Source organism: Thalassospira sp. UBA4513 (assembly GCF_002388495.1).
Classification (GTDB): domain Bacteria; phylum Pseudomonadota; class Alphaproteobacteria; order Rhodospirillales; family Thalassospiraceae; genus Thalassospira; species Thalassospira tepidiphila.
Genome location: NZ_DGMR01000038.1, coordinates 219,383 through 244,619 on the forward strand (window position 1 = coordinate 219,383; position 25,237 = coordinate 244,619).

Annotated in this window: 23 protein-coding genes; 6 read left to right on the forward strand and 17 right to left on the reverse strand. The window is 55.9% G+C overall.

The window, feature by feature from the left end:
• Positions 1-11 precede the first annotated feature (11 nt).
• Genes B2T33_RS16630 through B2T33_RS16650 form a run of 5 tightly spaced genes read right to left on the reverse strand, consistent with a single transcriptional unit; the run spans position 12 to position 3,590 of the window.
• Complete coding sequence (locus B2T33_RS16630) at positions 12-671, reverse strand: GDSL-type esterase/lipase family protein (protein ID WP_286792665.1); 660 nt, start codon at positions 669-671, stop codon at positions 12-14.
• Complete coding sequence (locus B2T33_RS16635) at positions 668-2,026, reverse strand: CCA tRNA nucleotidyltransferase (RefSeq protein ID WP_286792666.1); 1,359 nt, start codon at positions 2,024-2,026, stop codon at positions 668-670. Before B2T33_RS16635 ends, B2T33_RS16630 begins: the two co-directional genes overlap by 4 nt.
• 30 nt (positions 2,027-2,056) lie before the next feature.
• Complete coding sequence (locus B2T33_RS16640; protein WP_008889887.1) at positions 2,057-2,344, reverse strand: hypothetical protein; 288 nt, start codon at positions 2,342-2,344, stop codon at positions 2,057-2,059.
• A gap of 23 nt (positions 2,345-2,367) precedes the next feature.
• A complete protein-coding gene (locus tag B2T33_RS16645; protein ID WP_063089139.1) occupies positions 2,368-3,012 on the reverse strand; it encodes a CoA pyrophosphatase in 645 nt (214 codons plus the stop codon).
• Positions 3,009-3,590 carry a DUF1285 domain-containing protein gene (locus tag B2T33_RS16650; RefSeq protein ID WP_063089140.1) on the reverse strand — a complete coding sequence of 194 codons (582 nt, stop codon included), beginning with the start codon at positions 3,588-3,590 and terminating at the stop codon, positions 3,009-3,011. Before B2T33_RS16650 ends, B2T33_RS16645 begins: the two co-directional genes overlap by 4 nt.
• Before the next feature lie 113 nt (positions 3,591-3,703).
• Between B2T33_RS16650 and B2T33_RS16655 the strand changes: the two genes are divergently transcribed.
• From B2T33_RS16655 to B2T33_RS16670, 4 genes are read left to right on the forward strand one after another with little or no spacing between them, the layout of a single operon-like run.
• Positions 3,704-4,744: an AAA family ATPase gene (locus B2T33_RS16655; RefSeq protein WP_063089141.1), complete on the forward strand. Its 1,041-nt coding sequence runs from the start codon at positions 3,704-3,706 to the stop codon at positions 4,742-4,744.
• Entirely contained in the window at positions 4,745-5,698 is a 954-nt protein-coding gene (locus B2T33_RS16660; RefSeq protein ID WP_286792668.1) for a DUF58 domain-containing protein, read from the forward strand.
• Complete coding sequence (locus B2T33_RS16665; RefSeq protein WP_286792670.1) at positions 5,695-8,406, forward strand: DUF4159 domain-containing protein; 2,712 nt, start codon at positions 5,695-5,697, stop codon at positions 8,404-8,406. The genes B2T33_RS16660 and B2T33_RS16665 overlap by 4 nt, the downstream gene beginning before the upstream one ends.
• Positions 8,403-10,478, forward strand: coding sequence for a hypothetical protein (locus B2T33_RS16670; RefSeq protein WP_286792671.1), 2,076 nt, complete (start codon positions 8,403-8,405; stop codon positions 10,476-10,478). Before B2T33_RS16665 ends, B2T33_RS16670 begins: the two co-directional genes overlap by 4 nt.
• Here the strand turns inward: B2T33_RS16670 and B2T33_RS16675 are convergent, their stop codons facing one another.
• Positions 10,479-11,444 carry a LysR family transcriptional regulator gene (locus B2T33_RS16675; RefSeq protein ID WP_008889880.1) on the reverse strand — a complete coding sequence of 322 codons (966 nt, stop codon included), beginning with the start codon at positions 11,442-11,444 and terminating at the stop codon, positions 10,479-10,481.
• A 150-nt stretch (positions 11,445-11,594) separates the two neighbouring features.
• Between B2T33_RS16675 and B2T33_RS16680 the strand changes: the two genes are divergently transcribed.
• Positions 11,595-12,554, forward strand: a complete 960-nt coding sequence (locus B2T33_RS16680; protein ID WP_286792672.1) for a glutathione S-transferase family protein — start codon at positions 11,595-11,597, stop codon at positions 12,552-12,554.
• 79 nt (positions 12,555-12,633) lie between these two features.
• On the opposite strand, the gene B2T33_RS16685 is transcribed toward B2T33_RS16680, so the two are convergent.
• From B2T33_RS16685 to B2T33_RS16725, 9 genes are all read right to left on the reverse strand, one after another.
• Complete coding sequence (locus B2T33_RS16685) at positions 12,634-13,137, reverse strand: F0F1 ATP synthase subunit B (RefSeq protein WP_064781144.1); 504 nt, start codon at positions 13,135-13,137, stop codon at positions 12,634-12,636.
• A gap of 4 nt (positions 13,138-13,141) precedes the next feature.
• Positions 13,142-13,627 (reverse strand): ATP synthase subunit B', encoded by a 486-nt coding sequence (locus B2T33_RS16690; RefSeq protein WP_008889877.1) that lies wholly within the window; start codon positions 13,625-13,627, stop codon positions 13,142-13,144.
• Positions 13,628-13,701: 74 nt separating this feature from the next.
• Positions 13,702-13,926, reverse strand: a complete 225-nt coding sequence (locus B2T33_RS16695; RefSeq protein ID WP_007089066.1) for an ATP synthase subunit C family protein — start codon at positions 13,924-13,926, stop codon at positions 13,702-13,704.
• Positions 13,927-13,986: 60 nt separating this feature from the next.
• Complete coding sequence (locus B2T33_RS16700; RefSeq protein ID WP_008889876.1) at positions 13,987-14,709, reverse strand: F0F1 ATP synthase subunit A; 723 nt, start codon at positions 14,707-14,709, stop codon at positions 13,987-13,989.
• A 21-nt stretch (positions 14,710-14,730) separates the two neighbouring features.
• Positions 14,731-15,096: an AtpZ/AtpI family protein gene (locus B2T33_RS16705; RefSeq protein ID WP_040823076.1), complete on the reverse strand. Its 366-nt coding sequence runs from the start codon at positions 15,094-15,096 to the stop codon at positions 14,731-14,733.
• Between the two features lie 449 nt (positions 15,097-15,545).
• A complete protein-coding gene (locus B2T33_RS16710) occupies positions 15,546-16,877 on the reverse strand; it encodes a class I SAM-dependent methyltransferase (RefSeq protein WP_286792673.1) in 1,332 nt (443 codons plus the stop codon).
• A gap of 88 nt (positions 16,878-16,965) precedes the next feature.
• Positions 16,966-20,499, reverse strand: a complete 3,534-nt coding sequence (gene smc, locus B2T33_RS16715; protein WP_286792674.1) for a chromosome segregation protein SMC — start codon at positions 20,497-20,499, stop codon at positions 16,966-16,968.
• Between the two features lie 73 nt (positions 20,500-20,572).
• Positions 20,573-21,169 carry a DsbA family protein gene (locus B2T33_RS16720; RefSeq protein WP_063089149.1) on the reverse strand — a complete coding sequence of 199 codons (597 nt, stop codon included), beginning with the start codon at positions 21,167-21,169 and terminating at the stop codon, positions 20,573-20,575.
• A gap of 232 nt (positions 21,170-21,401) precedes the next feature.
• A complete protein-coding gene (locus tag B2T33_RS16725) occupies positions 21,402-22,013 on the reverse strand; it encodes a DUF721 domain-containing protein (protein WP_063089150.1) in 612 nt (203 codons plus the stop codon).
• A 119-nt stretch (positions 22,014-22,132) separates the two neighbouring features.
• Between B2T33_RS16725 and mutY the strand changes: the two genes are divergently transcribed.
• Complete coding sequence (gene mutY, locus B2T33_RS16730) at positions 22,133-23,170, forward strand: A/G-specific adenine glycosylase (protein ID WP_252724047.1); 1,038 nt, start codon at positions 22,133-22,135, stop codon at positions 23,168-23,170.
• Between the two features lie 94 nt (positions 23,171-23,264).
• Here mutY and B2T33_RS16735 read toward each other — a convergent pair whose 3' ends face one another.
• Positions 23,265-23,474: a hypothetical protein gene (locus B2T33_RS16735; protein WP_252724046.1), complete on the reverse strand. Its 210-nt coding sequence runs from the start codon at positions 23,472-23,474 to the stop codon at positions 23,265-23,267.
• A gap of 141 nt (positions 23,475-23,615) precedes the next feature.
• Positions 23,616-24,716, reverse strand: coding sequence for a site-specific DNA-methyltransferase (locus B2T33_RS16740; RefSeq protein ID WP_063089153.1), 1,101 nt, complete (start codon positions 24,714-24,716; stop codon positions 23,616-23,618).
• Positions 24,717-25,237: the final 521 nt, after the last annotated feature.

Consider the following 25,237-nt stretch of genomic DNA (forward strand, 5'->3'; position numbering starts at 1 on the left):
TTGCCCGACCCTTAGTCGTCTGAGGCTGAAAGACCAATGGTCTTTTGCACAGCACCCCATTCCCAGATCAAATCTGCCAGCCCGTCATAACCGAACTTGTCCGGGTGATAGCCATCGCCGCGCCGCAAAGCGCGTTGCCATGTATCGTCTTCAAGCGTCGTGGCAAGCAGATCGAGATAGGGCACATCAAACCCGCGCGCGGTTTCGAGATAAATCTGGTTCAGCCCTTCGAGGCGCTGGTTGATTTCCTGGCTGGATTTGCTGCCGTTAATCACGGCCTGCGGCCCGACCCAAAGGGTTGGTGCCAGTTTGGAAGCAGCCCCAATGATTTCGGCGGCGTTGGCGGCCGATTTTGCCGGGGAAACCCGCATGGTGGTTTCCTCGCCGCGGTCTTCGGCGTGGTTGGCGTCATTCACCCCAAAACTGAAGATCAGGACCGTCGGGAATTCTTCAACCATGCGAAGGTTGGCTTCACCCTGCCAGCGGGCCTTGAGCCCCTCGGACGTTTCCGCACGAATACCAAGATTATAGATCGTGACGTCACGCCCGGCCTCGTCCAAAAGACGCCGGGCCAAACGCATCGGCCAACCGCCCTTTTCACCGTCGCGAACACCATTGACCAGACTGTCACCAAAACAGCAAATCCGATGTCCAATTACGCCTGTCGTCATTCTTTCTCCTCATCGCCTGCCGTGATTTGGCGGGCAATATAGTCCATCAATTCATCCCGACCGGGCTGGAAATCGCGATCGATCCAGTATTCCTCGGCCTGTCTTAAAAGCGCCCCGACACGTGGCCCCGCAGGTGCAAGGCCAGCTTTTAGAATATCGCGGCCTTGTATCGGCAATTTCACGGGTTGCCAGTTTGCTGCGGCCTCAATCAGGGCTTTCCATTCGTCATTTTCTGCGCGTGTGCAACGTGGTGGCACCGCGGCGCGCGCACTCCACGCCAAGAGCACGGCATCACGAAATGCGGATGCCCCCATCCGATACAGATCGCGGCGCACGATTTCCGGCCGCAGTTTCGGATCAATCAGCGGCGCATGCGCAACCATTTCGGCAAAACGGTCGGTTTCCTCGTTCGATAGTCGCAAATCGCGCGCAAAGCGTTCGGCTGCTGCCAGATTGTCCTCGTCATCGTCGCTGTTGCGTCGATCGCCTCCCGGCGCAAACAGTGCCGCAAGGCGGCGCAGCGGATCGGGCTGTATCGCCGGATCGGCAAGGGCCGTGCTATCAAGCCACTGCATGATGCGCAGGCAATCAGTGTGGATCAGTTTGGGCAGAATGGCGGGTAGAATGCCAAACCCGATCATGTCATTGATCGTACCAGCAGGACTGCGCGAGCGCAGAAGCTTGAACATCTCGTCGCGAATACGTTCGACTGAAATATCATGAAGGCCGTTTACTGCCTTGCGGCAGGCTTCCGCCCCGACGGGATCAATCGGCGGGCGCCCAAACCATGCCTGAAAGCGGAAGAACCGCAAAATACGCAGGAAATCCTCGGCAATGCGGTTTTCGGCCACCCCGATGAACCGCACGCGCCCGTCGCGCAAATCGGTTTCGCCATCAAACGGGTCATAGATCGTGCCATCAAGGTCGCAGTAAATGGCGTTGAAGGTAAAATCACGGCGCTTGGCATCTTCAAGCCAGCTGTCGGTAAAGGCGACTTCGGCATGGCGGCCATCAGTCAGGACATCGACACGCAACGTCGTGATTTCATAGGCGCCGGCATCGGCAATTGCGGTGACAGTACCGTGTTTCAGGCCGGTGGGAATGACACGAATACCCGCCTTTTCCAACGCAGCCTGCGTTTCTTCGGGTGCGAGATCGCAGGCAATATCGACATCGACCAGATCGCGTTTAAGCAAGGCATCGCGCACGACACCGCCAACAAAGCGCGCACAACCGCCTTGCTGCGCAATGGCATCAAACACGCGGGCCGTATCATCGGCGACCATGATCCCGTATGGCCGCAATCTGCCGGTTACTTCGAGTGCTGTCATCGCTGCCTTGTTGCCACCTGTCATATCAAGTGCCACGACGGTGGCTGGGCTGTTCTATTCCTTGGGTTCGAAATAGCCCGGCTCGACCACGCCGTCACGCAATACCGGCGCATGATAAATGGAATCGGGCGGCGCACCAGTCCCAAGTGCAGTGAAAATCAGGATTGCGGCGGTCAGCAACACGCCCAAACCAAACAGCATCAGCCACGGCCCCTTGTTCCATGGCGGGATGATGTCGTGACCTTCACGGATGGCCTTGGCACGGGCCCATTTCAACCACAGCCCGTAAATCACAAAGGGCAGGATCAGAGGAAGACCGATCTGGATGATTTGTCGCAACATAAAGCTCTGTCCTAATATTCGGATTAACGGTTAAGCGATGGCGCATTGGCCCGGATGACTTCAGAGAAGTTGACCAGCATCCCGGCGGTCGCGCCCCAGATGTAATATTCGCGATACGGAATCGCAAAATACCGCCTGCGGGTGCCCTCGAACGTCACGGTTTGCAGTTTCTGATTTCGCGGATCAAGAATGAAACTGAGCGGCACTTCAAACACTTCGGCCACTTCATGGTCATCGGGCTTAAGATCAAATGGCGGTGTAATCAGACCGACAACCGGGGTCACCTGATAGCCGGTCACGGTGTAATAATCATCAATCCGCCCCACCAGATCAATGTGACGGCGGGCAAGACCAATTTCTTCCTCTGTCTCGCGGAGCGCGGTTTCTTCAAGGGTGGCGTCGAATTCTTCCTGCCGCCCACCGGGAAAGCTGATTTGACCTGCATGGTCGCTGAGGTGATCAGTACGCCTTGTCAGGATCACATGCAAACCCGCATCGCGTTTGACCAGCGGCACCAGAACGGCTGCCGGACGCGAAATCAGTTCCCCGTCAGCAAATGCACGTGCGCGCGATTTCGAACCCGGAAAGTCCACCGCATGGTCGCCACGGCGCTGCAACACATCGCCAGTTGGCGCGCGCAAGGCGGCAACGATGTCATCGGGTGTCATTCCGTGGCCTCCATCCGACCGATCTCAAAAAACTTCCCATGACTGTAAACACCGATACGTATCATGTTGTGGTCAGGGTCACTAATTTCTTCGGCCAATTCGACCAATTGATAGAATACCGCCCGGTTCAGGCGCGCTTCAAGGCCGCGCTCCAACCCGACATAAGGCGATGGTTCATCGGTTTCGGGGTCGTGTTCGACGCGCAGGGGATGATCATCATCAAGTTCCACCCACTGGTCGATATTGGTCCGAAAACGGATATTCTGATCTTTGCCTTCGCCTTCGTTTTGCATTTCAACTGCGATGAAGGCGACGTCCTCGACCTCGATCCGGGCCATCTCGGCCGGGGTCACCAACCAGTGCCCGCCTTCCTCATCACGCTGCAACACGGAAGAAAAAAGCTTCACCAGCTCAATTCGGCCAATCGGACCACCTTGATAGAACCAGGTTCCATCCCGACCTATAGACATAGGGATATCGCCACAGATTTGTGGGTGCCGCCCGGTGTCGGGCTTCTGCCCGCGCAAGCGCGTCCACAACTTCTCGGCGAGATCGATGGTTTTTTGGTTTTCATTCATGCTGTAGAGTTGATCCTGAACCAGACGTTTTCCCGTTATACTTCTGCGATTTCATCTGCGTTCTCTGGCCTGCCAACGCCTGCACTGCAACATAGGAAGCACAGTCAACCGCCATGACAAACGCGCCACAATTCCCCGAAGAAATGGGTTTCTCCCAGGAAAGCAGTCTTGAACGCGATGCAGCCCGTCTGGACGAGTGTGTCGCACGGCTGGCCGAAGCCCGCAAAATGATTTCCAGTATTATATTTGGGCAGAATGATGCCGTAGAGCAAACACTTATCGGCATTTTATCCGGTGGACATGTGCTGATGGTCGGTGCGCCGGGCCTTGGCAAGTCGCTTCTGGCGCACACGCTGGGCAAGGTTCTTGGCCTGCTTGACAAGCGTGTTCAGTTCACACCCGATCTGATGCCGGCTGATATTCTGGGTTCCGAAGTTCTTGAAGAAGGAGCGGACGGCAAACGCGCGTTTCGCTTTATCAAGGGACCGGTATTTTGCCAGTTGCTTTTGGCCGACGAAATCAACCGTGCCAGCCCACGTACCCAGTCCGCCCTGTTGCAGGCGATGCAGGAACGCGAAGTATCGGTTGCCGGTTACAGCCACAAACTGCCCGAACCGTTCCATGTTCTGGCCACCCAGAACCCGTTGGAGCAGGAAGGCACCTATCCCCTGCCCGAAGCACAGCTTGACCGTTTTCTGCTTGAAGTCCGGCTTGGCTATCCCGATGCCGATGAAGAACGCAAGATCGTGACCGAAACCACCGGCCGGTATCCGGCCCGCCCGCGACAGGTTCTTCAAACCGATGATCTGGTGGAGGCGCAGGACTTTGTCCGCCGCCTGCCGATGCCGGACCGGGTTCTTGATACCATCATTGCCCTGTGTCGCGAATGCCGCCCGGAAAGCACATCACTTGCCGATATTCGTGAAAATGTCGCCTGGGGTCCGGGCACACGTGCCGCCCAAGCCCTGTCACTGGCGTGTCGGGCACGTGCGATGCTGTTTGGGCGCTTTGCCCCATCGATCGAGGATATCGAAGAACTCGCCGTTCCTGTTTTGCGCCATCGTTTTGGCCTGACCTATGGCGCACGCGCCGAAGGCTTTACCGCCAAGGGGCTGATTACCGATGCGCTTGCCCACCTGCAGGAGAAAAACTAATTGGTCACCGCCCCCGTGCAGGATCATGTTGCCGCCGCCCGCGCCCTTGCGGCAAAACTGCCGCAACTGATTGATGAGTCGCGTCGAACGGCCATCAGTCTGCGCAGTGGCCTGCATGGCAATCGCAAGGTCGGACCGGGCAGCGATTTCTGGCAATTCCGCCCTTATGTTCCCGGCGATCCAACCAACCAGATTGACTGGCGCCGATCTGCGCGCAGCGAACATACCTTCATCCGCCAGACCGAATGGCAGGCCAGTCATAATTACTGGATCTGGCCGGTACTTTCGCCGTCGACCTATTGGGCATCAAGTGACAAGCTGCCGTCAAAGGCTGAACGCACCCTGATCATTTCCATCGCATTGGCCGACCTTCTGATCCGCAACGGCGAAACCGTTGGCACCTTTGATGGCGAACGCACGCGCATCACATCGGCAGAGCATCTTGAAAAACTGGGTCACGCGATGCTGGCAAGTCCGCAAAGTATCGCAGGCCAGGCGACAAACATTCACCCGGGCCGCAAACATTCGGTGCTGATCCTGGGTGACTTCCTTGAATTTGCGGATCAAAGCGAACAGTCGGCACGCACGGTGCGGCGTCTGGGCCAGTATCAAAATGACGGAGCGCTGGTGCAAATTCTTGATCCTGCGGAAATCGCCCCGCCGTTTCAGGGACGGGTTGATCTGTTTGATACCGATGATCAGATGATTTTTCGCAGCGAAAACTTCGAAGACCTCACAGAGGGCTATAAACTTCGCGCCCAGAAATGGCGGGCATTGGTCCGCGATGCCGCGCGCCAGAATGACTGGCTTTATGACCGGCATGTCACATCCGAAAGTGCCAGCCCGACATTGCTGGCCCTTTATCAGCATCTGAGCGAACGGCAAAATCAAAGCGGATCGAACGGGCGCGGCCGTCCTAACCTGCATCGCCATCACACGCAGGAGATGTCATGAGCCTGTCGGCCATCACATTCCTGTATCCTGCGATGCTGGCCGGGCTGCTGGCATTGCCGATTGTCTGGCTTTTGATCAGATCGGCACCACGGTCACCCAAGACCGTTATCTTCCCGGCTGCGCGTATTTTGCGCGGCCTTAAAAGCAAACGCCGCGATATTCAGCGTGCGCCGATCTGGCAAACCATTCTGCGCTGTTTGATCCTGACGCTTCTGATCATTGCCGCTGCCCGCCCGGTGATGAACCGCAATGATTTTGCCGCCAACGATGGTGCGATATTGATCATTGCCGATAATGGCTGGGACAGTGCGGCAAACTGGCGGCAATACCGCACGGCATTGCAACAGATCGCCAATCAGGCCCGGTTCGAGTTGCAAACGGTCTATATTGCCCAAACCGCACCCGAGGCCGCAGGTGCGACCACATGGAAACTGCCAGACATTGTCGGGCCGGTATCGCCCAACGATACCAAAAACCTGTTTGATCGCTTGCAGCCACGTCCTTGGCCCTCGGATTATGCTGCCCTTTCGGATTTGATTTCCGAACGCCCCGAAATGAACAGGGCTGTTGGCAGCATCTTGTGGCTAACCAGCGAGATGGACAGCCCCGGCAAGGCCAAAATCGCATCCGAACTGCTTGATATCGCGCCAATCACAACGATTTCACCAACCATCACCGACCGTATCGCCATCCGGTCGCTGAGCCGGTCAGGTACCGGCATGTTGGCAACATTGGCCCATAATCGCGACGATCAACCGCGCGAGATCAATCTGCTGGCCCGCGGCGAACGCGGCAATGTCATCTTGCGCCATACGGTGGAAATCACACCCGACAGCGATCAAAGCGATGTCGCCATTCTGTTGCCGCGTGATATTTCCAACGCCATTCAATCCGTTGGCATTGAGGGGGTCGAAAGTGCCGCATCGGTGTTTCAGACCGGTGCCCGCTGGCAACAACGCCGGGTTGGCGTCGTGGTCAGTTCCGGCGACGGTCCGGGGGTGTTGTCTGATCAGTATTTCTTCCTTGATCGGGCGCTTTCGCCCTATGCCGATGTGACTTATGCGCCGCTTGGAACGTTGCTTGAAGACAAGGTCGATGTTCTGGTTTCCGCCGGGCCGATTTCAGGGCTGGGCAGCCAGTTTGACGCACTTGAACGCTGGGTCAATGAAGGCGGCATGCTGGTGCGGTTTGCGGGCGACAGTTCGTCGCAGATTGGCAACGATTTCCTGCCCGTCACACTTCGTCTTGGCAACCGCGACTTTGGCGGATCTATGTCGTGGGAAAAGCCCAAAAGGTTGCTCGACTTTCCAGACAACAGCCCGTTCCACGGGGTCGAAGTGCCTGACGACATCACGGTCACCCGCCAATTGCTGGCCGAACCCGACCCAGACATTGTCAGCAAGACGTGGGCACGTCTAACCGATGGGACGCCGCTGATCACCAGCACACCGCGCAATGCCGGGCGGATTGTTCTTTTCCATGTCACACCATGGGCCGATTGGTCGAACCTGCCGATGTCAGGCCTGTTTGTCGAGCTGTGGCAGCGGCTTCTTCCCCTTGCCAGTCCGAGCAATCGCAGCGATGCCGAACTGCAAAGTAGCCTGCCTGCCCAGACCATTCTGGATGGCTTTGGCCGACCGCATCAGCCAGATGCCTTGATCCTGCCGGTTCAAACCCCGCTTCCGACACCCAACCCACGCCATCCGCCGGGCATTTATGGTGAAAATGGTCAGGCGGTTGCGTTGAACCTTGGCCCGTCCCTTACCGATATCGGCCGCGATGTGGTTTGGCCTTCGGGCATCAGCACACGCGAGATCACCGATCAAAGCCAGGTTGATCTTGCCGCCCTTTGCCTGTTGGCGGCCTTTATCCTGATCTTGTTTGATGCCGCGATCTTGCTTGTGCTGAACAATGCCTCACTACGGCGCAGTCGACGCAGCAATGCCCTGACATCGCTTTTGTTGGCCGTCGTCCTGACCGGTGTGGCCGCAGCCAGCGCGATGATGCCCGCAGCATCCATGGCGGCAACACTGCCCGAAGCAGCCCTGCAACCGCGTCTGGCGTATCTTGAAACCGGAAATGCGCCGGTAGATCGCCTCAGCCGTGCCGGGATGACCGGCCTGACCGAAATCCTGCGTAGGCGTAGTGCGGCAGACCTCAACACCGTCGATGGCGTTAATCCGGAAACCGATGAGCTTAGTTTCTATCCGCTGATCTATTGGCCGCTGGTTGACGGGCAGGAGCCGTTTTCCGAACGCGCACAGGAACGACTGAACCGTTATCTGAATAATGGTGGCATGATCCTGATCGACAGCCGGGACCGCGAAGTCCAACCTGCGCGCTTGCGGCGTCTTTTGGCCGGGTTGGAAGTCCCGCTTTTGGATCGTGCGCCAAGTGATCACATCCTGTTTCGCAGTTTCTATCTGCTTGACCATGCCTTTGGCCGGTTTTCTGAACCGCTATGGCTTGATGCCCGCCCCAGTCAACGCCTTGACGGGGTCGCGTCGGTTCTGTTTGGGGGCAATGACTGGGCATCGGCCTGGATCATTCCCGAAGGCCGCGATGAACTGCGCAGCGAAGACATATCCCCCCGGCAACGCGAAATGGCCTATCGGTTTGGTGTTAATCTGGTGATGTATGCCCTGACGGGGAGTTACAAGGGCGATCAGGTCCATATCCCGGCCATTCTGGAAAGGTTGGGCCGATGAACCAGGGATGGCAGAACCTTCAGATTTCCCCGCTTCTCGACATCACCATCCTGCAAGGGTTGGCTGTTCTGTGTTTGGTCGCCGTCATTGTGTTCACCATCTTCCGGCTGCGTGGCACGGTCTGGCGCGGGGTAGTGATGGTGCTGGTTCTTTTGGCCCTTCTGGCACCGCAATTTACCGACCGCGAAAGCGAAAAACTAAGCGATATCATTCTGGTGCTTGTTGACCGGTCGGCAAGCCAAAATATCGCAAACCGCTCAGCACAAACCGATGCTGCGATTGCCGAACTGCAAGATCGCTTTGCCGATGATCCATCGGTGGAGCTTCGCTTTGAAGATGTTCCGGGCGATACCGATACCCGCATGTTTGCCGTCCTTGACCGGTTGCTGGGCGGGCTGCCGCGCGAACGGCTGGGTGGGGTCATGATGATTACCGACGGGCAGGTTCATGACGTGCCAAGCAGCCTTGATCTGAACGCGCCCTTGCATGTTTTGATAAGTGGCGGGCGCGATGAACGTGATCGCCGGTTGGTCATTCGCCAAAGTGCCGATTACGGCATTGTCGGCAAGGATGCCGAATTCATGATCGAGGCGGTTGATCCGCAACTGCCGCCCGGCACAGCGATCCCGGTACGGATGCTGCTTGAAGATGGTACGGAACGCGAAATTGCCCTGCCCGCCAATGAACAACGCCGGGTCAGCATCCCGGTGCCGCATGCCGGATCGGTTCTTGCCGAATTGCGCATGGATACGCTTGAGGAAGAAACCGACAAGTCCAACAACCGGCTGATACTTGAAACCACCGGTGTGCGTGATCGTTTGCGCGTGTTGTTGTTATCTGGTGAACCCCACCCAGGCGAGCGGGCCTGGCGTAACCTTTTGCGGGCTGATCCGGGGGTGGATCTTGTGCATTTCACCATTTTGCGCCCGCCTGAAAAGGGCGATGACACGCCGATCAATGAATTGGCACTGATCCCGTTTCCGATCCGCGATCTGTTTGAAGTGCGCCTGCGTCAATTTGATCTGATCATTTTTGACCGCTATCAGATGCGCGGTGTCTTGCCGCCGCACTATCTTGAAAAGGTGGTTGATTTCGTCAAATGGGGTGGCGCGGCACTGGTCGTCGCCGGGCCGGAATATGTCGGACCGGATGGGCTTGCCAGCACCGCCTTGAATGATCTGATGCCTGCCGCCCCGACCGGCCGGGTTATCGAGCAGGCCTTTGTCCCCCGTGTTAATCAGGCCGGCCGCCTGCACCCGGTTACAACCGCCATTGCCGGATCCCCCAACACGCCCCCGAAATGGGGCCAATGGTATCGTCAGATCGAAACGCGTATTTCTGATCCCGATGCGATGACGCTTCTGACCGGTGTGGATGACCTGCCACTTTTGACCATGCAGCGGGTCGAGGAAGGGCGTGTGGCGATGCTGAGTTCTGATCAGATGTGGCTTTGGCAGCGTGGCCATGATGGCGGCGGCCCTGTAGCAGAATTGCTGCGGCGTCTGTCACACTGGCTGATGAAGGAACCTGCCCTCGATGAGAACACCGTACTGACCGAACGCAGCCCGGATGGCGAAAGCCTGATCCTCAATTGGCGCAAGATTGGCGCAGCCCCCGAAGCAGCCAGCGTGATCAATCCGGAAACCGGCGAACAGATCAATGCCGCCTTCGAACAACTGCCCGATCAATCCTGGCAGGCGACTGTTCCGATTGAAACCCGCGGTCTAATCCGGGTTCGGGTGCGTGATCAGGATGATCGCAGCCAAACCGCGTTGCATGTTGATCGTGATGTCCTGACCGCCGAAACCCGAAACACCAATTCCACTCCGGATCTGTTGGCCGGGCTGGTGGCGGAAAATGATGGATATATCGGCCGGATCGAAGATGGGTTGCCCGATTTCCGCCATGTGCCCGATGACCGTATCTGGCATGGCAGCAACTGGGCCGGGTTCCTTCAGACCAACAGTTTCAAGACCGTGATTGGCGGCATTACAAACTTGCTGCCGATCCCGTTTGTCGCGCTTTTGATCGGGGCAATCTGTTTGTTGGGCTGGCGCGTCGAAAGCAAGTGATTAGGGCCGTGGTCTTTGACGGCCACGCCCTTCGCGATATTCCGCACAGGCTTCCTGATGGAAGTTACACAATCCGCCTTTGAATTTCTCGACCAGAAAATCGATGAAAACACGCACCTTGCTGGGCAGGTGGCGGCGTTCGGGATAGACCGCGTAAATACCACCACTGCTGAGTGGATCGTAATCATGAAGGATGCGGACAAGACGCCCTTCGCTCAGCGCCTCAGCAACGATGAATTCCGGTTCACGCGCAATACCAAGGCCGCGAATGGCCGCGACGGAGGTGAATTCACCATTGTTACATGACATCACCGGATTGACCCGGACTGAGACCTGACCATCAGGTCCATCAAAGTCCCAGATATTGGGACTTGGCACGTTGGTGTAGGAAATCGTTCGGTGCTCGGCCAGTTCCTGTGGCGTTTTGGGTTCACCATACTGTTCCAGATAACCCGGTGAGGCCACGACATGGCCGGTAAAATCCGCCAGTTTGCGGGCAATCAGGCTGGAATCCTTAAGCCGGGTGATGCGGATCGCCATATCAATCCCCTCGGCCACCAGATCAACCATATGATCGGCCAGATGGATATCGACATGCAGCCCCGGATACTTATCCATGAACTCGGTTACCAGCTGCGGCAGATACATCTGCCCAAAGGTCAGGGGGGCTGAAATACGCAAAGTGCCGCGCGGCGTGCCGCGCAAATCGGTCAGGGCATGTTCGGCTGTTTCGATTTCTTCAACCACACGCGCGCAGTGCTGATAGAAGGTCGATCCGGCATCCGTCAGGCTGAGCCGACGGGTGGTGCGGTTCAGAAGCCGGATGCCAAGATTGTCTTCAAGCTTGGTTACATGTTTGCTGACCGCGGATTTGGACATGCCAAGCTTGCGCGCCGCACCGGAAAAACTGCGTTCCTCGACGACACGGGCAAAGACGGTCATGCCGTCAAGATTTCCGATCAGCATTATGCGGCTCCTGAGCGGGGTACTGTTGCGCGATTGGAAACAAATTAATGTCACATCAACGGATTGTCTTCAACGCGCAAATAAGCACAATGAAGCTTAGCCGCGGCAGAATGCCTGCCAGAACCGATTAACAAAATTTGGGAAACGGACATGGGATTACTTGTCGACGGAGTCTGGCACGACAAATGGTATGACACCAAAAGCAACGGCGGAAAATTCAAACGCCAGGATTCAGCTTTTCGCAACTGGGTGTCTGCCGATCAGGATGCCGAGTTTCCGGCCGAAAAGGGCCGCTACCACCTGTATGTATCCTACGCCTGTCCCTGGGCACATCGCACGCTGATCTTCCGTGCCCTGAAGGGACTGGAAGACATGATCAGTGTATCGGTCGTGCATTGGCACATGGGTGAGAACGGCTGGAAGTTTGATCGCGATGCGGGCCTTCCCGACCATCTCGAAGACCGTGACTTCATGCATCAGGTCTATACCGATGCGATGTCTGATTACACCGGTCGCGTCACCGTGCCGGTGCTTTGGGACAAGAAGACCAACAAGCTGGTCAGCAATGAGTCCGCTGAAATCATCCGCATGCTTAACAGCGCGTTTGACGATCTTGGCGCAACAGAGGTTGATTTCTATCCCGAAGATTTGCGCACCGAAATCGATGAAGTGAACGAACGCGTTTATCACGATGTGAATAACGGCGTTTACAAGTCCGGCTTTGCCACCACGCAGTCTGCCTATGAAGAAGCCGTCACCACGCTGTTTGATGCGCTGGACTGGCTTGAAGAACGCCTTGCCAAACAACGCTACCTTGTTGGCAACCGGCTTACCGAGGCCGACTGGCGCCTGTTCACAACCTTGTTGCGTTTTGATCCGGTCTATCATGGCCATTTCAAATGCAACCTGCGCAAGCTGAATGAATATCCCAATCTTTGGGCCTATACCCGCGATCTGTATCAGCACCCGGGGATCAAAGAGACGGTCTTTATGGACCATATCAAGGGCCACTATTACGAAAGCCATCCGACGATCAATCCGTCCGGTGTGGTCCCCTTGGGCCCGGTCCTGGACCTTGATGAACCGCATGGCCGCGAACATTTGTCCTGATCCTCAGCCGGACTGTCGAACAATAAAAAAACCCCGCAGCATCGCTGCGGGGTTTTCAGTTTCCGGAAACCGGAAAAAATCAGTTCAGACGACCTTTGAGTTCCGCGATCGCGCTATCAACCAACTCGTCTGCCTTTGCACCAGAAACCTTGTCACTGACAAGGGCCATGGTGGCCTTGGCTGCGATTTCGGCAACATGTGCACGAACTTCGGCAATAGCCTGGCTTTCGAGGTTGGAGATACGGTCCAGAGCTTGCTGTTCACGACGTTTGAGCGCCGCTTTCAGTTCTGCCTGGGCGTTCTCGAGCATACGGTCGGCTTCCACCTTGGCATGCGCACGGATTTCGTCAGCTTCCTTAAGCGCTTCACGCTGTTTGGCCTGATAATTGGCCAGAAGCTCCTGGGCTTCTTCGCGAAGACGCTGTGCTTCGTCCAGTTCGTCGGAAATCTTCTGTGCACGTTTATCAAGTGCGGCAGAGATCCCTTTGACGGCTTTGAAACCGCCAAAACCGACGACCAGCACGAAAGAAAGCGTGGTCCAGGTGTATGGATCGGTAAGGAAAGTAACCTCTTGGGTTGCCATTGTCTTACTCTCCTACGATTGCCGAAACAGCCTTGTCGGCAGTTTTGGCCTGAACCTTGACACCGATAAGTTTGTCGGTTGCTTCACGGGCAATTTCCGATGCTGCTTCTGCAACACCCGTCATTGCATCCGCTTTGGCGTCCGCAATTGCCTTCTCGGCATCAGATGTCTTTTTAGACAGCTTCTTGACCATAGCTTCGGTTTTCTTGGCTTGCTCTGCAGCAGCCTTTTCCGATGCTTCGCGAATGTCAGCCTGAGCGGCTTCACGAGCTTCTGCCAAAGCAGCCTCGTATTTCGCGATGGCGGCATCGGTTTCGTCTTTCAACGCCCGAGCCTTGCCAAGGTTGTCTTCGATGGTTTTTTGACGGCGTTCAAGAACTTCACCAACCTTCGGCAGCGCAATTCTCGACATCAGGAAATACAAGATGGCGAAAATGACGAACAGCCAGAAGATCTGTTCCGAGAACGTCGCAATATCAAACTGCGGCATAGCCTACTCCCGAATTCAACGACGCCGGCGAGGGAGTGCCTCGCCGGGCCGTGTATTCGCGCAAAAGGCGCCGATTAGCCGAACAGAACGATCAGCGCAACGACGAGTGCGAACAGTGCAATAGCTTCGGTAACAGCAAAGCCGATCCAGCCATACAGTTCAACGTCGCCTTTTGCAGCCGGGTTACGGCCAACAGTCGCAATCAGGCTCGACCAGATGTTACCAACACCGATACCGGCACCAATCATGCCAATAGCAGCCAGGCCAGCACCGATCATCTTAGCAGCATCGAGTTCCATAACTTCACCCTTTCGAATTTCTTAAAGGCAATCAGAAGAGATCACACCAAACCACACACATCAGTGCATGTGGATTGCATCATGGAGATAGATGCAGGTGAGAATTGTGTAGACGTAAGCCTGAAGCGCAGCAATGCCGAACTCCAGAACAGTAATCCCCGTCAGCAAAGCAAAGGGAAGCACGCCGAGAATGCCAATCAGGCCAACGAACCCACCGATAACTTTCAGCATGATGTGGCCGACGGTCATGTTCGCAAACAGTCGGATCGCCAGGCTGAACGGACGAGAGAAATAGGAGATGATTTCGATCGGGATCAGAATGATCGCGGTCGCAATCGGCGCACCTTCAGGGAAGAACATCCGAAGGTAATGCGTACCATGACGCATGAAGCCGATGACCGTCACACCGAGGAAGATCACCAGAGCCATCGCAAAGGTAACAGCGATGTGGCTCGTAAAGGTAAAGCTGTGCGGGATCATGCCAAGCAGGTTCCCGAACAGAACAAACATAAACAGCGTAAAGACGAACGGGAAATATTTGCGACCTGCGCTTCCCACGTTGTCCTTGAGCATATTGGCGACGAATTCGTACATCACCTCGGCAGATCCCTGCCAGCGGCCCGGAACCAGCGCGCCGCGACGCATCGAAAGCGTCATGAAGCCCGTTACGAGAACGGCTGCGATCACCATCCAAAGTGCGGAGTTGGTGAAGGAAATATCAATGCCGGCAACCGAAAGTTCGGCCAAGGGCTTGATTTCAAACTGCTCTAGCGGTCCAGCCACCGTAATCCTCGCTCAATATTATCAGGGTTCGGATTTGTCCCCGTTCCCCTGCTTGCGCTCCCCCATCGCACGACCAAGTCCGACAGCACTGTCAAAACCCTTGGCAACGCGATAAGCGTTCAAACCTCCGGCACCTGCTCCGAGAAAAACAAACAGAACAAGCAGCCAAGGTGTCGTATCAAGCACCCGATCCAGCGCCCAGCCAATCAGCAAGCCGACAAGAACCGCAGCGATCATTTCCGCCGAAATCCTCATGCCAAGCGCCATCCCTTGAGATGGTTTGCCGGTCGCCCGGTTCGGGCTGTGCAGTTCTTCTCGCTTGCCTGCTACGGCTGCCAGTTTGCTCTCAAGCTCTGCTAATGAAGCGCGATCTTTATCATCGCTCATTGTCGTGAACCCCGCTTTGGCAGCCCTGCAAACGTCGCAAGGAAATGCGCGGGCAACATACTTAGCACCCCATGGGCTGTCAAGCTGTAAAACCCCGTCTCCCCGGACCTTTGAAAACCGAAATAATAATAATTATTTCAGTCACTTAACCCCTTAAATGTGAAGGAAAACACTTTTAGAGTTAGGCAATAGTCGCAGTCAAAAGAATTGACAGTGATCTGCGCCACTGGCCTGCAACCGGCGGTTTTCCTTGGTTCCTGCCGGTTTTATCCGCTTTGACACCACATATGACAAATTTGGTGTTTTTCACCGGGCCCCGGCAATTTGCCAAAATCAGGACCGTTTTTACCCAAAACCATGAAATATCGGTGGATTAAAGACAGTGGGCATTCCCGATTCACCCGCGGTCACCGAAAGACGTTTACAGGGGCACTACCCCCGTAAACCAATCAGATCTTGCGCACGCCAAGTGTTCTCTCACCGTCGGTTTTTTGCCAGCCACCCGGCTTCGATGACAACATCCAATCGAACTTGTGAAACAGCGCCCACACAGCCCCCAATGTATTGATCGCAATCGCGTTCATATCAATCGGCTGGGTATCAAGAATTTCATCGCGCAGAATGGCGACAAGTTCTGCGACCGTCTTCTTGCCGTCAAAGACCGTCAGCAAGCGGGCCAGATCCGGTCCACCGGTCAGGTCAACCGCATTGCCACTGCCGTCTTCGATCAGAACAGGTTGGCCGGCGAGTGCCACCAGATCATCAAAGAAGGTCCTGTTGGGCGGGACGAAGAAGTAAGGTGCCAGTTCGGCATCTGGCAGCATTTCGGCAGTTTGGCCCTTGTCTTCACGGGTCAGGTAGAATGCATGCAGTGGCATCGCGCCACTGAACCGTTCGCAAAAGGCCTGTTGTTCGCGGAGCGGCTTGGCCGCCAATTCGCGCAGAATGGCCGGATCACGCACCAGATTGTCGATCTTGTAATGGGCCTTGCCGGTTCCACCAAACCCGAAGAAGCCGGTAAAGGCCGCAACATGAAGGCCCGCGGAAGAGGCGAAATCATACACCCCGTGTACATCATATGCGCATTCAACGGGATGAAGCAGCAAATCAACAATTTCCGGATCGTTTTCAAGCAACCCTTTGATAAAGCCCGGACCACCGCCCATTTTAAGCAGCATGTTGTCTTCGGGCAGTGCGGATAGCAATGCCCGCGTCATCGCCAACTGTTGTTGCAGGTCTTTGCCTTCCAGCAATGGCTCGATCATTTTGCGCCATTCTGTCACGGCAAGACGGCCATGTTCGCCGTAAACCATGATGCCCATCGCCCCATCGGCCTTAAGCACCGATGTCAGATCCCGCAGGCCTTCTTCCGGGTCTTCAAGGTGATGCAAGACACCGGCGCAATTGATGTAATCAAACGGGTCGGGCTTGGATTTGGCAAATTCAGAGATGGTCTGATTGACGTAGGTGACATTTGAAAGACCGCGTGCCTCGGCCCGGGCACGGGCGACCTTGTTACTGGCCGCGGACGGTTCGAGATAGGTCACCGATCCACCGACATCGCGCAACTGTTCCGCCAGCCAGATCATCGAATCCCCGGTGCCACCACCGGCAACCAGTGCGCGGAAGGTGGCATCAAATTCCTTTGTCCCGCCAAAACAGTAATGATTGACCCGTGACAGGGTATCGATCGGCGGCATTAACAGGCGGTCTTTTTCCTGCCCTGGATCGCGCAACGGATAGGGAAACTGTTCGTAAAGCTCGCGCACTTTCTGGGACATTCGGTCTTCACCATCATTGAGTTTCAATGATGTGTAACATCGTGTGCCCTATCAGTTTATTAATGGAATGCTTAATAAGCGGCACGGATTAGCTGGTGAAGTCGAGCTCGGTCTGTTCTTTCTTGGAATAGACTTCCGCCTGATGCAGGTCGACCGAGACCAGGGACGAAACACCGCGTTCGGCCATGGTCACCCCAAACAGACGGTTCATGCGGGCCATGGTCATACGGTGGTGGGTGATGACCAGGAAGCGGGTATTGGCATGGCGGCCAATGGCCTCCAACAGCTTGCAGAACCGGTCAACGTTGGCGTCATCAAGCGGGGCGTCAACCTCGTCAAGGACGCAGATCGGGGCCGGATTGGTCAGGAAGACCGCAAACAATAGCGCCACGGCAGTCAGCGCCTGTTCGCCACCTGACAGAAGCGACAGATGCTGAAGCTTTTTGCCCGGCGGGGATGCCATGATCTCAAGCCCGGCTTCAAGCGGATCATCTGCATCAGTCAGCATCAGGTGCGCACCGCCGCCCCCAAACAGGCGGACAAACAATTGCTGGAAATGCTTGTCCACCTCGTCAAAGGCCGCTTTCAAACGGGCACGGGCTTCGCGGTTGAGCTGATTGATGCCATTGCGCAGTTTTTCAATGGCGGCAATCAAATCATCGCGTTCAGACACCATGGTGTCTTTCTGTTCCTGCATCTCGGCCAGTTCGACCTCGGCACGCAGGTTAACCGCACCAAGATTTTCGCGTTCGCGGGTCTGGCGTTGCAGTCGGGCTTCGATGTCGCCTTCGCTTGGCAGGTCCTTGGTCAGGTCAATCTTGCCAAGCTCGACCAACTGATCGGGCGTCGCATTGACACGTTCGCGGATACGTTCGATTAGATCGCGACGATGTTGTTCGGCTTGCTCAAGCAGCGCTTCACAGCGCACACGACCTTCGCGGGCTTCGGCCAGTTTCTGTTCGGCTTCGCGCAGGTTGATATCGGCTTCGCGCTGGGCATTCTCGGCGCGCTGCAATTCATCAGCCGCATCTTTGCGGGTTTGATCGGAAAGTTCGATCCGGTCAGAGAGGATGGCACGGCGTTCTTCGATCTCTTCGGGCTTGAGTTCAAGCTCCTCGATCTCCATGCGTGCTTCTTCCTGGCGTTCGCGCAGTTCGGCAACCCGTTCACCGGCACCCGATGCACGTTCGTTCCATGTGGCAATTTCGTTTTCAACGAATTCAAGGCGCTTGCGGCGGCCCGACATGGTGCTTTGCATGCGTTCAAGCTGACTGCGGGCTTCCATATGGTCCGCACGCGCATCGGCCAGATTGGCGCGTTTTTCAATCAACTCAGCCTTGATTTCCATCAGGCCCTCGCTGCTTTCCTCTGGCAGGGCGGCGAGTTCTTCCTGTTCGGCAATCAGTTCATCAAGGTCCTGCTTGGCGCGTTTTTCGGCCTCTTCCGCGTTTTGAAGGCGGCTTTCAATCGCGCTGGCATCGCGTTTGATATTTGCGATTTCTTCGCGTGCAGATGACGCCGCGTTTTCGGCATCGCGCACCGCACGGTGTGCTTCCTGTTCGGCCGTTCGAGCCGCCTCGATTTCTTCATCAAGGCGTTCGACATTTTCGCTGGCGATCTCGGCGCGCTCGCTTGCGGCTTCGACCACCGCATCGGCTTCTTCGAGCTCGCCGCGCAATTCATCAAGTCGGTTACGCTGGCGCAGACGGATCGCGGCGGGCAATTCCGCCCCGGCCAGAATGCGATAGCCATCCCAACGCCAAAGGGCCCCTTCGCGTGAGACAAGGCGCTGACCAACCTTGAGGTTTTTGGCAAGGAAGTTACCGGTTGCTTCGTCTTCCACAATGCCGATCTGCCACAGACGCCGGTTCAGAAGTGCGGGTGCCTCGACATATTTGGCAAGGGCCGACACGCCATCCGGCAGGGCCGGATCATCAGTTGCCGGGTCAATGGCGGCCCAATGCATTGCGGCATCGGTTGCATCCGGGGCATCAAGGTCTTCACCAAGGGCGGCTGCCATGGCAAGTTCAAAGCCGCTTTGAACCGTGATGTTTTCGATCACGCCGGGATATTTATCATCGTCACCGCCACGCAGCAGGCTTTCAAGTGCGTCGATCTCGGCGGTCAGGCGCGCCTTGCGGCTTTCGGCATCACGCAGTGCATCGCGCGCATCGCTTTCGGCGGTTTTCAGGCCATCTTCGCGGTCACGCATTTCGGCCAAGCGCATCTCGGCCTCTTCGACGGCCATTCTGCGCTGTTCGACCAGTTCCTCGCACTCTTCAAGATGCATGCTTGCTTCTTCAAGCGCCTCAGAGAAGTCGGCTTCAATCCGGATATCATCAAGCTTGGCGACAGCCTCGTCATGGCGTTCGGTAAGACGCGCACGGCGGGCATTCAGCTCGCTGAGGCGCTGTTGCACCGATTTGAGGCGTGCCTCTTCCTCGGCGACCTTGTTGGTCATTTGATCGACGTCGGCTTCCAGCTCTTCGACACGCAGCGCCTTTTCGGATGCCATTTCGCGGGCTTCATCAAGGGCGTCATCTTCGCCGCCTTGGGCCTCGCGGAGTTCTTCACGCTCGTTCTTGAGCTTTTCAAGCGCGCCTTGCGCATCACTTGCCAATTCGGCCTCACGCGCAAGGTCGGCATCGATTTGCTGAATACGGGCACGCAATTGGCCCATCTGGGTTTCGATCTGCGCCTTGTCCTTATCAAGGCCTTCGCGCTCGATCAAAAGACGCTGGAGGGCGGCGGCGGCCTCGGCCTCTTTTTTGCGAAGATCTGGCAGGCTTGCGGCCACATGGGCCTGGACCGTGGTCGCCTCGGTCACCGATGAGGTCAGATCACGCACAGCGCTTTCGCCCGCGACCAGCAATTCACGCGCATCTTCCTGGCGTTTTTGGGCTTCGGACCAGCGGATGTGGAACAACAACGCCTCGGTCTCGCGGACACTCTCGGAAAGTTTACGATACCGTTCGGCCTGTCTTGCCTGTTTTTGTAGCGATGCTATCTGGCCATCAAGCTGCAACAGAACGTCTTCAAGACGTTCCATATTCTGTTCGGCATTCTTAAGGCGCAATTCTGCCTCGTGGCGGCGTGAATGCAGGCCGGTAATACCGGCGGCCTCTTCAAGGATCAGGCGACGCTGGATCGGTTTGGCCCCGATCAGAGCACCAATTTTACCTTGGGAAACCATGGCATTTGAACGCGCACCGGTCGCGGCATCGGCAAACAGCAATTGCACATCACGTGCACGGACATCCTTGCCATTCACGCGATAGTTCGACCCACCGCCACGTTCAATGCGGCGCGTGACTTCAAGCATATCAAAGTCGTTGAACATCGCGGGCGCCTTGCGCTCGCTGTTATCAAGGGTGACGGATACTTCGGCAACGTTGCGCGCCGGGCGCGACGATGTACCGCCAAAAATCACGTCGGACATGTCCGAGCCACGCATCTGCTTGGCTGATGTTTCCCCCATCACCCAACGCAATGCTTCGACAAGATTGGATTTGCCACAGCCGTTCGGGCCGACAACACCGGTCAGCCCGTCTTCAACCAATAAATCTGTTGAATCGACGAAGGATTTGAACCCCGTCAGCTTTAGCGATTTAAACTGGACCAATCATGTCCCCCGGTCCGACCCTGTCCCTTGTTGCCGGACACCACACATGCGGTGTCCGGCAGAATTGTTTTATTTAGTCGATAAGGTCTTCGACTTTTTCGATAAAGAATTCCGCGTCACGCGAACCGGCAATGGTGTCGCCATCAAGAACGAAGCTTGGCGTGGAATTAACGTTGAATTCCTGTTCGCCGCGCATGCGTGAGCCGACGATACCATCAATCAGTTCCTGATCGGCCATGCAGGCATCAACCGCATCACCAGTCATGCCGGCAAAGCGGACCACTTCCTTGATGCTGGCAATCGGGTCCTGCGAACGTGCCCAGGTCATCTGGGATTTGAACAGCATGCCCAGAACACCGAAATAACGATCTTCGCCAGCGCACTGTGCGATTGCAGCCGCACGCAGCGCAACACCATCCAGCGGATAGTCGCGGAAGATCAGTTTCAGTTTGCCGGTATCAATCAGCTTTTCCTTGATCTCAGGCAGAACCTCGGTGTGGAAGGACGCACAATGCGGGCAGGTCAAAGATGCATATTCAATCATCGTGACCGGCGCATTTTCATCGCCCAGCACATGTTCTTTCCATTCAACTGCCTGTGCCTGTTGGGTGCTTGCGACCCCAACCATCATCAAAAACGCACAAGCAAGAAACTTAACTGCCTTTAGCAAGGAAACCTCCGTTAAAACAAAGTTTTGTGATTACAAGCCTGTTGCAGCGCGCGAGTCAACACACCCCCGAAAACGGCTATGCCACCAACGAGTCGCCAAAGTGGTGCGCAATTGCGGCAACTCCGTGATCGTTCATTTCATGAAACTGATTCGATTATCGACGACGCGCAAGACAACAGATCGTGACCGCTGGGCAAGTTATCAAACGCCCAGGGTTACGGTCGTTCGGGCGTTATTTCTTGCCTGTTTTCGGACGCAAACCGCCGCTTGCACCAGCGATGTGACGACCAAGGCGGGTCAGAACTTCGCGAAGATGCGGATCTTCGATCTTTTCGAGGTCGGCCTGACTGGTTGGGCTGATGTCGGCTTCGGGCACCTCGGTCGGGCGGTGAACGGTACGTTCGGGCCGTGAAATATCACCCTGAAGCATCGTGATCTTGTTGATCGCGCGATAGCCAAAATAACTGTTCACCCGTTCGATGATCTGCGGCATGCGGTGTTGCAGCTCAAGGGCGACCGGCCCGACAACCCGGATCAGCAACGTACCACCGGCCATGCTTTCCTTGGGCGGCGGGCTGTATTTCAGCGGCATGGTATATTGTTCAAGATCACGTCCGACGATCTCGGCCCAATGCAGGATGATTTCCGTTTGGAAAAAGCCGCGCTTGCGCACCAGCGGCCGGGTCAGGTTGCCAACAAGCGGTGCAACATTACGCAGGCCCATCCGACGTTCCGAGCTACCCAGCGGGACAAAGCCCTGCTTCTTTTTGGGCGCAACGGATTTGGATGCCTGATCCATCACCGAGCCACTTTTCGTACCAACACTATCTTTTTTCTTGCTCACGCCCGCTTCTTTCGTAGGGTCTGCATACCTTCGGACCAAAAGTCTGTGTCCGCAAAACAACATAACACGGGATCGACGTGCATTTCACCCATCAGGATACCCAACGCCTAGCAGCAAGCATGCTGGAGTGGTACGACCGCCATCACCGCACCCTGCCCTGGCGATCAGAACCAGGCGATACGCCAGATCCCTATCATGTCTGGCTCAGCGAAATCATGCTGCAACAAACCACTGTGCAAACGGTGGGACCGTATTTTGCTGCGTTCTTGAAACGCTGGCCAACCGTGACCGATCTTGCCAATGCCGAACTTGATGATGTTTTGCATGCCTGGCAGGGACTGGGATATTACGCACGGGCGCGCAACCTGCATAAATGCGCCAAGGTTGTCGCATCGGAATATGACGGCGTTTTTCCCGATACCGAGGAAGGGTTGCTGAAACTGCCCGGTATTGGCCCCTATACCGCCTGCGCGGTTGCCGCCATCGCCTTTAACCGCCATGCAAGCCCGGTGGATGGCAATATCGAACGGGTGATTTCACGCCTGTTTGCGCTGGAAACGCCGTTGCCCGACGTCAAACCGGAAATCAAGGAAAAGTCGGCTGCTCTGACCCCATCCGACCGCCCGGGCGATTATGCACAGGCATTGATGGATCTTGGGGCGACGGTCTGTACACCGCGCAATCCCGCATGCGGCATTTGCCCATGGCAAGCCGATTGTGAAGGTCGCAAATCAGGCATCGCGCCCGACCTTCCCAAGAAACGCAAAAAAGAACCCAAACCAACCCGGGTTGGCTATGCGTTTTGGATCCGGCGCGAAGATGATGGCCGCATCCTGGTGCGCCGCCGCCCGGAAAAGGGATTGCTGGGGGGCCTGTATGAAGTGCCCGGAAGTGACTGGCGCGCGATTGACGCGCCCGATGAAGTCATGCTTTCCGAAGCACCGGTATCCGCCAATTGGTCGGAACTTGACGGTAAGGTTGGTCATACCTTCACGCATTTTCATCTCAATGTCAGCGTGCTGGCCACGACCTTGCCTGGCGATCAGGCCGATAAACTTGACGGTAGTTGGACAACCATTGACGGGCTTTCGGATTTTGCCCTGCCGACCATCATGAAAAAGATCGTCCGTCATGCCCTGAAATACGGGCCCGCCTGAAGTAAATAGCTGTGCCGAATGAAAGCACCGCAATTTAAAAAGGCCCGTGGTCGGAACCACGGGCCTTTTTGTTTTTGAACCTCGCGCGGCGCGATCAGGCGTAAATATCGATCACCTGTCCACGGCCCTCTGCCGGGGTCGGGGCTGCCTGCTGCGACGTTTCGGTTTCTGCTGCTTGCTCGATCCGCTGTGCCGGCGGTGAATTCAGGTCGTTGTTACCCGTTTCAGCAATTGGCGCGGCTGCCTGCTGAATTTGTACCGGGTTGGGTGCGTATGCTGCACCCCCTACTGCACCTGCTTGCATATTCTTCTCCATCTATCCTTGCGGATAAGTTTGATGATCGGAATATAGCAAGATTTTTGCCCAAAAGCAAAACCGGCGGGTTTTGCAACCACGCCGGTTCTTTTAGGCATCAAGGATTTAGCCGAAGTTTTGCGGCTTGGATCAGGCGGGGACCTGACCCATTTCCTTACGCAGCTGACTGCGCAGATTGTCGATCGAAACCAGTCGACCATCGCACTTATAATGCCAATAAGTCCAACCATTACAAGCCTGTGCGCCCTGAACGTGGGCACCGATCTGGTGGATCGAACCGGCATTGTCCTTATGACTGATCGAGCCGTCAGCACGCACCATGGCGGCAACATTGCCCCGGTTGTCATAGATCTTGTCGCCCGGCGAAAGCAGGCCACGTTCGATCACCGCACCAAACGGGATACGCGGCAGGGAACGCTTCGACTCGGTCAGCTCAAGGCTGTCGCCATCCAGCATCTGAACCTTGGAAATGCGTTCGCGCGCGGCCTCGGCATAGCTTTCTTCGCGTTCCAGACCGATGAAGTGACGGCCCAAACGACGTGCGGCTGCACCAGTGGTGCCGGTGCCAAAGAACGGATCAAGCACCACATCACCCTGACGGGTGGTCGCCATCAGAACACGCTGAAGCAATGCTTCGGGCTTCTGGGTCGGATGGACCTTCTTGCCCTTGTCGTCCTTAAGACGTTCCGAGCCAGAGCAAATCGGCATCAACCAGTCAGAGCGCATCTGCAGGCCTTCATTGAGCTGCTTCATCGCTTCGTAGTTAAAGGTGATGGCCTTTTGCTCTTCGCTTTTGGAACACCACAAAAGGGTCTCGTGCGCGTTGCAGAAACGCTTGCCGCGGAAGTTCGGCATCGGGTTGGTTTTGCGCCAGACGATATCATTGAGGATCCAATACCCGATATCCTGGAGCATGTTACCAACACGATAAATGTTGTGATACGAACCGATCACCCAGATCGCACCGGTGTCCTTAAGCACGCGGCGCGCCGCCGTCAGCCAGTCACGGGTGAACTCGTCATAGTGACGGAAGCTGTCGAACTGATCCCAATGATCGTCAACAGCGTCGACCTTGGAATTGTTCGGGCGCAGAAGATCGCCACCAAGCTGAAGGTTATAGGGCGGATCGGCAAAAATCAGATCGACGGATTTTTCCGGCAGGCTGTTCATCAGCTCGATGCAATCGCCAACCATCACCTGATCAAGTGGTAAAGATGTCTTTTTTGTCATGATGCCTTCTAGGTTCCCCCTTGAAATCTTGATGAAAGCATCAACCGAAATAGTTAATGAAAGAGTTAACCGACTCCGAAATTTTTCAAGGATTCGCATTGTGTTAGAAAGTGCGTCACCTGTTTAGACAATCTTAACCGCTATGCCCGAAAAACCGGAAGATTTTGCCCCTGCTACCGCATGGTCACAAATACGGTTGATACAGCCCGGACTCGGGTATCGGGCCTGCGCGAAACAGCACCAATCGGCACCGGAATATCCACCGATCACCTTTTGGCTGCGCAGAAACCTGCCATTTGCACGCGTTAATTCACCCCAAACCCCGTGCATTCCCAAATACTTACACCAAAGAGTGGAAAACTGACCATTTGGACAGAAGGTGCTTTGCCTCTTTTGTGATCGCGTATACAATCTGCCCACAATCTATGCAAAAGGTTGAGTTTCGCATAACGGCAATAAATCCGCAGGGGGACAAAAATGAAGTCTGGTACTTTCCGCCTAACGCGTCGTGCCATGCTGTC

What these genes read in the sequence shown, in the direction of transcription:
- B2T33_RS16650 (WP_063089140.1), bottom strand. Translation starts at nt 3,590, where the DNA reads ATGAATGAAAACCAAAAAACCATCGATCTCGCCGAGAAGTTGTGGACG.
- B2T33_RS16655 (WP_063089141.1), top strand. Translation starts at nt 3,704, where the DNA reads ATGACAAACGCGCCACAATTCCCCGAAGAAATGGGTTTCTCCCAGGAA.
- B2T33_RS16680 (WP_286792672.1), top strand. Translation starts at nt 11,595, where the DNA reads ATGGGATTACTTGTCGACGGAGTCTGGCACGACAAATGGTATGACACC.
- B2T33_RS16690 (WP_008889877.1), bottom strand. Translation starts at nt 13,627, where the DNA reads ATGCCGCAGTTTGATATTGCGACGTTCTCGGAACAGATCTTCTGGCTG.
- B2T33_RS16635 (WP_286792666.1), bottom strand. Translation starts at nt 2,026, where the DNA reads ATGACAGGTGGCAACAAGGCAGCGATGACAGCACTCGAAGTAACCGGC.
- B2T33_RS16630 (WP_286792665.1), bottom strand. Translation starts at nt 671, where the DNA reads ATGACGACAGGCGTAATTGGACATCGGATTTGCTGTTTTGGTGACAGT.
- B2T33_RS16710 (WP_286792673.1), bottom strand. Translation starts at nt 16,877, where the DNA reads ATGTCCCAGAAAGTGCGCGAGCTTTACGAACAGTTTCCCTATCCGTTG.
- B2T33_RS16705 (WP_040823076.1), bottom strand. Translation starts at nt 15,096, where the DNA reads ATGAGCGATGATAAAGATCGCGCTTCATTAGCAGAGCTTGAGAGCAAA.
- mutY (WP_252724047.1), top strand. Translation starts at nt 22,133, where the DNA reads ATGCTGGAGTGGTACGACCGCCATCACCGCACCCTGCCCTGGCGATCA.
- B2T33_RS16675 (WP_008889880.1), bottom strand. Translation starts at nt 11,444, where the DNA reads ATGCTGATCGGAAATCTTGACGGCATGACCGTCTTTGCCCGTGTCGTC.
- B2T33_RS16735 (WP_252724046.1), bottom strand. Translation starts at nt 23,474, where the DNA reads ATGCAAGCAGGTGCAGTAGGGGGTGCAGCATACGCACCCAACCCGGTA.
- B2T33_RS16695 (WP_007089066.1), bottom strand. Translation starts at nt 13,926, where the DNA reads ATGGAACTCGATGCTGCTAAGATGATCGGTGCTGGCCTGGCTGCTATT.
- B2T33_RS16685 (WP_064781144.1), bottom strand. Translation starts at nt 13,137, where the DNA reads ATGGCAACCCAAGAGGTTACTTTCCTTACCGATCCATACACCTGGACC.
- B2T33_RS16740 (WP_063089153.1), bottom strand. Translation starts at nt 24,716, where the DNA reads ATGACAAAAAAGACATCTTTACCACTTGATCAGGTGATGGTTGGCGAT.
- B2T33_RS16665 (WP_286792670.1), top strand. Translation starts at nt 5,695, where the DNA reads ATGAGCCTGTCGGCCATCACATTCCTGTATCCTGCGATGCTGGCCGGG.
- B2T33_RS16645 (WP_063089139.1), bottom strand. Translation starts at nt 3,012, where the DNA reads ATGACACCCGATGACATCGTTGCCGCCTTGCGCGCGCCAACTGGCGAT.
- B2T33_RS16670 (WP_286792671.1), top strand. Translation starts at nt 8,403, where the DNA reads ATGAACCAGGGATGGCAGAACCTTCAGATTTCCCCGCTTCTCGACATC.
- B2T33_RS16640 (WP_008889887.1), bottom strand. Translation starts at nt 2,344, where the DNA reads ATGTTGCGACAAATCATCCAGATCGGTCTTCCTCTGATCCTGCCCTTT.